The organism is Acidovorax sp. Root219 (assembly GCF_001428665.1).
Lineage (GTDB): Bacteria > Pseudomonadota > Gammaproteobacteria > Burkholderiales > Burkholderiaceae_C > Acidovorax.
In genome coordinates this window covers 393838-401369 of record NZ_LMIJ01000001.1, presented here as the reverse complement: position 1 = coordinate 401369, position 7532 = coordinate 393838, and the positions used below count along the sequence as shown (strand labels likewise).

Sequence of the window (7532 nt, the reverse complement as noted above, 5' to 3'; positions counted from 1 at the left end):
CCTCGGCCGCCGGGCCGAGACCCGGCCTCCGCCCTCAAGCAAAGCATGCAGCAACCATAGCCAATGAGCAGAAGCCATCACTCCTGCTCCAACGCATACCCCAACCCACGCAGCGTAGTGATCCTCACCCCACTCCCATCCAACCGCTTCCTCAACCGATGCACAAACACCTCGACGGCTTCGGGATGCACATCCTCATCATCCGAAAACACCCGCTCCAGAATCTGCTGCTTGGAAAACGGCTCCCCACTGCGCTGCACCAGCACCCTGAGCACCGCCTGCTCCCGCGGTGACAAGGCCAGCGGCTCGCCATGCAGCACGAACTGCTTGCGCGCACCATCGAACACCAGCGGCCCGCAGGCCAGGCGCGGGTGCTCGGTGCCGCGCGCGCGGCGCACCAGGGCGTGCAGGCGGGCCTCCAGCTCGGCCAGCTCGAAGGGCTTGGCCAGGAAGTCGTCGGCCCCGGCGTTGAGCGAGCGCACGCGCTCGTCGAGTGAGTCGCGGGCGGTCAGGATCAGCGCGGGCAGGCGCTGGTCGCGCGCGCGCAGGCGCTGCAGCACGGCGTGGCCGTCCAGGCCGGGCAGGCCCAGGTCCAGCACCAGGGCATCGTGGTCGCGCTGCTGCAGCGCGCGGTCGGCCAGGCGGCCGTCGGTCACCCATTCCACCTGGATGCCCGCGTGCTCCAGCGCCCGGCTCAGCCAGGTGCCCAGGGTGTGTTCGTCTTCGGCCAGAAGGATGCGCATGGTGGTGGGATGCTACCCGTGCGCCGGCAGTGCGGCGGGGTTCTCAGTCTGGCTTCACCTTGGCGCGCAAGAGCACCTTCTTCCACCGCGCCTGCTCGGCCGCAATGAACTGCGCGAACTGCGCTGGCGTATCGCCAATGGCTTCGGCCGCGTCGGCGTTCAGGCGATCCAGCGAGCCCTGCGATTTGACGGCCTTGGCGGTTTCGGCCGCCAGCTTCTCGAGGTTGGCGGGCGCCAGGTTGGCCGGGGCCAGCATGCCGTACCACTGCGTCATCTCGAAGCCGGGGAAGCCCTGCTCGGCCACCGTGCCCACGTCCGGCAGCTGCGGCAGGCGCTTGGCCGAGCCAGTGGCGATGCAGCGCACCTTGCCCGACTTGATGAACGGCAGGATGGCCGCCGCACCCACGGCCGAGGCATCCACACGGCCCGAGAGCAGGTCGGTCAGCATCGGGCCGGTGCCGCGGTAGGGCACGTGCAGCATGAACACGTCGGCCGTCATCTTGAGGTATTCGAACGCCAGGTGGCCGGCGCTGCCGTTGCCGGCCGAGCCATAGCTCAGCTTGCCGGGCTTGGATTTGACGTAGGCGATGAACTCGCGCAGGTTCTTGGCCGGCACGTCGGGGTGCACCACGTACAGGCTGGGCACCTTGGCCAGCAGGCTCACGGGCTTGAAGTCCTTGTTCGGGTCGTAGGGCAGCTTGTCGAAGATGTACGGGTTCACCGCCAGCGTGCCGATGTGGCCCAGAATCAGGGTGTGCTGGTCTTCGGCGCGCGCCACTTCGGACATGGCGATGTTGCCCGCTGCGCCGGGCTTGTTGTCCACGAACACGCTCTGGCCCAGGGTCTTGGAGAGCTCGGCCGCTGTGGAGCGGGCCACGATCTCCGAGCTGCCGCCGGGTGCGAAGGGCACCACGAAGCGGATGGACTTGGCGGGCCACGTGGCTTGCGCCTGGGCCATGCCGGGCAGCAGGCCGGACAGGCCCAGTGCGCCTGTGGCGGCCAGGAACTGGCGGCGCCGTGCGTCCAGGGAGGATGGATCGTGGTGGTCGGATGCATGCATGGGGGTTGTCTCCGTCAAAAGCAAAGCGGCTCGAAAGAAAAATGGCCTGCGCCGATGGTGGCGCCAGGCGGCTTTCGGAATGCTGTCAGTCGGGGCCCATCCTGGGCCTGCAGGGTGCATATCGTCTCGGGGTTTTCCCGAGGTGGTCATCAATGCGCCGGGGCCAGTGCGGCAGCTGCCGTGCCGCACAGCACCGCACCTTCCAGCGTGGCGGGGTAGGGTCCGTCCACATAGTCGCCGCAGGCCACCAGGCCCGGCGCCACCTGCATGCCGGGGCGTGCCAGGCCGGGCGTGCAGGCAAAGGTGGCGCGCTTTTCCACCACGGTCTGCAGGGGCTGCAGCGATGGCAATCCCAACTGCTCGGCGGCCTGGCGCAGCACCTGTTCGGTGACCACCGCGCGCTCGCCGGTGCTGGCGCTCACCACGAAGGCCAGCACACCGTGCAGGCCGTCGAGCTGCCCGCGGTCGAACACGAACTGCGCGGGGTGTTCTGCCGTGTTGCGCAGCGCCAGCATGGGCTGCGCCAGGCGCGCCCCTGCGCCATGCGCATAAACGGTGGTGATGGCTTCGAAGCGCAGCGCATCGGCCGCAGCGCACCACTGCTGGCGCGCTGCATCGCGCGCCGCTGGCAGGCCCGTGGCGCCGGCGATGAGGCGGCTGGCCTCCCAGGGCGGGCAGGCCAGCGTGATGTGGTCGTAGGGGCCGGCGAAGTCCGTGCCGTGCACTTCCCAGCGGCCATCGGCCTGCTGCGCGATGCCCTGCACGCGCTGCCCGGCATGCACCGCACCGCCGTGCTGCGCTGCCAGCCAGTGTGCTGCGGCTTCGGGGAACAGTGCGCCCAGGTTCACGCGCGGCAGCAGCAGGTTCGATCCGCCGCGGCCGCTGAACAGGCTGTCCTGCAGCACGCGCAGAAACACCTGGCCGCTGGCTTCGTGGGCGGGGGTGTTGAGGGCCGAAACGCACAGCGGTTCGATGAACTCGGCGATCAGCCGCTGGGGCAGGCCGGCGCACAGCTGCGCCACCGAGGTGTGTGGCGCGCAGCGAAAGCCACCCAGTTGCCAGCCGCTGGCCGCGCGCAGCAGTGCCAGCCTGTCGCGCCATCGCCAGCCGCGCGCACGCGCGATGCCGAGCAAGGCGTCCAGGGGTGGAGCCAGGTCGGGCAGGGCCAGGCCCGTGCCGTCGGGGAACTGCAGCGTGAGCGGCAGGCGCAGCAGGGCGGTACCCGCATCCACGCCCACCAGGCGCATCAGGCGCAGGCTTTCGGTGTAGGCGCCGATGAGGATGTGCTGGCCGTTGTCCAGCGTGGCGGGCGTGCCGTCGGGCAGGGTGGCCTGCACGGCGCGGGCGCGCCCACCCACGGTGCGCGCAGCCTCCAGCACGGTGACGGCGTGGCCGGCCTGCGCGTGTGCGATGGCTGCGGCCATGCCGGCCCAGCCGGCGCCGATGACGGCGACCTTCATGTGGCCGCAGGCCGGGGCTTGGCGGGGGCGGCCGTGGAGCGGGTCGCGGCTGCCTTGCAGGCGGACTGCACATCGGCCGGTGCGGTGCGCAGCACGGCGGGGTCGGTGCAGCGATCGCGCAATTCATTCTGCGCTGCGCGGTGGCCGGCCGATGCGGCATGCGCCAGCAGGCGCAGCCCGGCCAGGCTCATCTCGGCGGCCGCCGATGGCGAGGAGGCCGCTGCGGCCGGTGCTGGCTGTGCCGTGGCGACGGCCTTGACCGGCACCGGCACGGGGTGGGTGGGCTGTGGCAGCGTTTTGGCCCCATGTACCTGGGGCATGCGCTCGATCACGCTGAAATCGCCGGTCTTGCCCGCCTGCGCCACCATGCGCTGGTACAGGCCCATCATGGCCGCCGTGTCGCCGCCCGTCAGGCTGGCGGCGGGCTTGGCCAGGTACATGGCCACCTCGGGCGGCAGCGCGGCGTTGACGGCGCTGAACCCGTGGGCCGCGCCGCCTGCGGCGTCGGCGGTTCCGGCCGCCTTGCCGCCGGCCCGGGCTGCATCATCGGCCAGCGTGGCGGCACCCGCCCCGGCGGCGGCGGCCTTGCCGGCCGTACCGGCTGCGGTGGCTGCCTCGCCCGCCACCCCGGCGGCCCCGGCCGCACCCGCAGCCCCGGCGGCCTTGCCCGCAGTGCCACCGGCTGCCTTGCCGGCACCGCTGGCGGCCTTGCCCAGCAGGCCCCAGAAGGCGTGTGCAGGCGGGGGCAGGGCGGCGCTGCCCAGGGCGAGAGCCAGCAAGGCAGCACCGGCCAGGCGCTGCAGGGGTGAGGGGGGCACAGACCGGTTCATGGCGGGTTTCCCGTGGCGGTGGACTACATGCGCCCCAGCGCCTGCACCTTCCACGCCAGCCAGAACTTGCGCAGTGGTGTGAGGCGGATGCGCTGGTGCAGCACCTGGAAGTTGTCGCGCTCGATCTCGCGCAGCAGCGTGCGGTAGATGCTGGCCATCATCAGCCCGGGCTTCTGTGCGCGGCGGTCGGCGTCGGGCAGCAGGGCCAGGGCCTCGTCGTAGGTGCGGTGCGCGCGCTCGGCCTGGAACTTCATCAGCGCCGTGAAGCGGTCGGAGTATTGGCGCTTCAGGATCTCGTGCGCCTTCACGTCGAACTGCTGCAGCTCCGACACCGGCAGGTAGATGCGACCCATCATCGCGTCCTCGCCCACGTCGCGGATGATGTTGGTCAGCTGGAAGGCGCGGCCCAGGGTGTGGGCGTACTGCGTGGTGCGCTCGTCCGTCTGCCCGAAGATGCGCGCCGTGACCTCGCCCACGATGCCTGCCACCAGGTGGCAGTACTGGGCCAGGCCGGCAAAATCCAGGTAGCGCGTCTGCTCCAGGTCCATCTGGCAGCCGTCGATCACGGCCTGCAGGTGGCGCTGCTCGATGCCGTAGTCCGCCGCCTGCGGCATCAGTGCCTGCATCACGGGGTGGGTGGGCTGGCCGGCATAGGCCTTGGCCACCTCGGCCTGCCACCAGGCCAGCTTGGTGCGGGCCACGCCCGCATCGCTCACTTCGTCCACCACGTCGTCCACTTCGCGGCAGAACGCATAGAACGCCGTGATGGCCGCGCGCCGGGGCGCCGGCAGGAACAGGAAGGCGTAGTAGAAGCTGCTTCCTGAGGCGACGGCTTTTTGTTGTACGTACTGCTGCGGTGTCATGGGGAGCGATTGTCCCATGCCAGGGAGGGTACCCAGCGCAGGCTGGTGGGTTGTTGCACGGCTATGGTTTTTGCGCGGCGAGGCCCATGGGGCGCTACAGCCGCTCCACGGCCCAGTCGCACCAGTTGGCCACGGCCGCATCGCCCGGGTTGGTGCGAGCCGCCAGCTCGGGCCAACGGCGGTGGCAGGCATTGAGCACGCTCTGCAACTGGAACAGCGCTTCGCGGCCCACCAGGGCGACCTCGGCCAGGCCTATCGCGTCGCCCTGCAACTGGGCCATCAGGTCCGCCTGGTGCTGGGGGTGGGAGCCGGCTTCCACCAAGGCCTTCTGCAGTGCCATCAGCCGTGCGTCGGCAAACGCAAACGCGCTGCTGGGGGCCATGGCCTTGAGCACGGGCGGGGGCAGGGCGGTCTTGAGCTCGTCCCATTTGATGAAGGCCTCGGCCAGCAGCCCGGCCTGGCGGGGCGCATCGTCGCCCAGTGGCATCAGGGCCGACTCGCGGGCCACCTCTTCCTGCAGCAGCGGCAATATGTGCACCACCAGGGCGGCCGGGAACTTGCGGTGGTTGAGCCGCAGCACCAGCGACAGGCGCTGCGCCGGCATGTCCTCGTATTTTTCGTAGAAGCCGGCCACCACCTCGGCCAGCAGCAGGATGCGGCCCATGGGAGAGATGTCGGCCCCCGCCAGACCGCGCGGGTAGCCGCTGCCGTCCATGCGCTCGTGGTGCTCCAGCACGGCCGTCTCGGCCGCCTTGGGATAGGCGTTGGTGTCGCGCACCATGAGCATGCCGGTGATCGGGTGCGCCACCAGGTGCTTGCGCTGCACGCCCACCGCCTTGAAATCGGGGTCGTTCCAGGCCGGGTCCATGTGCAGCACGCCCAGGTCGTGCAGCAGTGCGGCAGCGGCGAGCGTGGCGCAATCGCGCTCGGGCATGCCCGTTTTGAGGCCCAGGAAAACCGCCACCATCATCATGCGCAGGCCATGCTGGTACAGCTCGGGCCGCTTGTCGCGCATCACCGTGAGCTTGCAGGCAACGGGCCCTGGCAACGGCAAGGTGCGCAGCGGCGCCAGCAGGCGCACGGCGGAGCCGATGGCCTCGGCCAGCAGATTGACCAAGACATCCTGCGCCGCCAGCTCCTGGCCGGTGGCAATCAGGGCCTCCACCGTCACGGGGTTGTCGATGGTCAGGTGCTTGTCGATGGGCTCGCGCAGCTTGTGCTGTACCAAGCGGTCGTACAGGCGGCTGTCGATGCGCGCGCCTTTTTCCACCAGCTTGATCCCGTTGTCGGTGTAGATGGCAGCTCCGGCCACCACCGTGCGCTCGTCGGCCATGTCGGTCAGCGCGCGCAGGTAGTGGGGGCTGTCGCCCGTGTCCACATCGGTGGTCAAAAGAGGATCTGTCGTCGTCATGCAATAGCTACAAATTATTACTATCGACTATAAAACGACCAGAGTCCATTGCCCGTCTGAATTTGGCCAGATGTCAGGAAGTGAGAGTGGGCTTGACGCTGATCAAGCCTCCCGTCATTTTGGCGGAATCAGAATGCTATCTGCTCGACCCCGATGTCGCTGGGCCGGCGCAGTGCCTCCTTCATGAAGATGCTCATCGGCAGCGTGCCCTGGTCCGAGCTGAACCAGCGCTTGTACAGCGTCAGCATTTCGCCGCCCTGGATCATGCGGCGCGTGACGCGGTCCACCAGTTCCTTGAACTTGGGGTCCTCGCGGCGCAGGCCGATGCTGTAGGGCTCCACCGAGAGGCGCTTGTCCAGGAACTGGTAGTCGTCCATGGACTTGCCCAGGCGCGTCAGCGGTATCCAGATGCCCGCATCGTCGGCAAAGGCCGCGTCGGCCTCGCCCTTGGCCAGCGCGTTCACGGCGTCCAGCGTGCTGTCCACCGCCACGTAGTTGAACTTGCGGTTGAAGGTGCGCTCATTGGCCTTGAGCAGGTTCTCGTTGGTGGTCTTGCCCTGCACGGCAATCTTCTTGTTCTGCAGATCGTCCAGCGTCTTGATGCCCGAGTTCTTGCGCACCAGGAAGGCCGACGATGCCACGAAGATGTGGTGGCTGAAGGAAATCTCCTTTTGCCGCGCCGCCGTGTTGGCCGTGCCGCCGCACTCCAGATCCACCACGTTGTCCTTCACGTCGCTGATGCGGTTCTTGCCGTCCACCAGCAAGTACTTGAGCTTCAGGTCCGGGCGCTTCAACTCCTTCTTGATCTCCTCATAGATCTGCAGGCAGATGTCCACCGTGTAGCCCTGCACCTTGCCGCTCGCGGCGTCCTTGTACGAAAAGGGCAGCGACTTTTCGCGGTGGCCCAGGCGCAGCTCGCCCGAGCTGGCAATGCGCGCCAGCGTGTCCTCAGCCCAGGCAGGGGCGTTGGCCAGCAACAGGGCCGCCATCAGCGCCACGTGGCGCAGCATCGAAACAGATTTCATGGAAGGAAGAGAAGAAAAGGAGTCGGGTGGATGCCCGATGAAAAAAGGCGCCCGAAGACGCGCACCCCAAAACATGCCTTGTGGGCATTGCATGGGCTAGCCCAGCAGTGCGCGGATTGTGATGGGGCTCAAGCAGGTTT

General features: G+C 68.7%; 7 protein-coding genes. All 7 read right to left on the bottom strand.

Annotation, left to right across the window (positions count from 1 at the left end; genetic code table 11):
* Nucleotides 1-77: 77 nt before the first annotated feature.
* The 7 genes from ASE28_RS01930 to ASE28_RS01900 all read right to left on the bottom strand — a co-directional run bounded on the left by ASE28_RS01930 (nucleotide 78) and on the right by ASE28_RS01900 (nucleotide 7392).
* The gene (locus ASE28_RS01930; RefSeq protein WP_057200979.1) at nucleotides 78-743 is read right to left on the bottom strand and encodes a response regulator; all 666 of its coding nucleotides are present in this window, start codon (nucleotides 741-743) and stop codon (nucleotides 78-80) included.
* 43 nt (nucleotides 744-786) lie between these two features.
* The gene (locus ASE28_RS01925; RefSeq protein WP_057264167.1) at nucleotides 787-1803 is read right to left on the bottom strand and encodes a tripartite tricarboxylate transporter substrate binding protein; all 1017 of its coding nucleotides are present in this window, start codon (nucleotides 1801-1803) and stop codon (nucleotides 787-789) included.
* Between the two features lie 149 nt (nucleotides 1804-1952).
* Nucleotides 1953-3263: a hydroxysqualene dehydroxylase HpnE gene (gene hpnE / locus ASE28_RS01920; protein WP_057264165.1), complete on the bottom strand. Its 1311-nt coding sequence runs from the start codon at nucleotides 3261-3263 to the stop codon at nucleotides 1953-1955.
* Complete coding sequence (locus tag ASE28_RS33405; RefSeq protein WP_157421814.1) at nucleotides 3260-4093, bottom strand: hypothetical protein; 834 nt, start codon at nucleotides 4091-4093, stop codon at nucleotides 3260-3262. Before ASE28_RS33405 ends, hpnE begins: the two co-directional genes overlap by 4 nt.
* 23 nt (nucleotides 4094-4116) lie before the next feature.
* Nucleotides 4117-4956 carry a presqualene diphosphate synthase HpnD gene (gene hpnD, locus ASE28_RS01910; RefSeq protein WP_057264162.1) on the bottom strand — a complete coding sequence of 280 codons (840 nt, stop codon included), beginning with the start codon at nucleotides 4954-4956 and terminating at the stop codon, nucleotides 4117-4119.
* A gap of 94 nt (nucleotides 4957-5050) precedes the next feature.
* Complete coding sequence (locus tag ASE28_RS01905) at nucleotides 5051-6367, bottom strand: HD-GYP domain-containing protein (protein ID WP_057264160.1); 1317 nt, start codon at nucleotides 6365-6367, stop codon at nucleotides 5051-5053.
* Nucleotides 6368-6495: 128 nt separating this feature from the next.
* A complete protein-coding gene (locus tag ASE28_RS01900; RefSeq protein WP_235516016.1) occupies nucleotides 6496-7392 on the bottom strand; it encodes an amino acid ABC transporter substrate-binding protein in 897 nt (298 codons plus the stop codon).
* Nucleotides 7393-7532 lie beyond the last annotated feature (140 nt).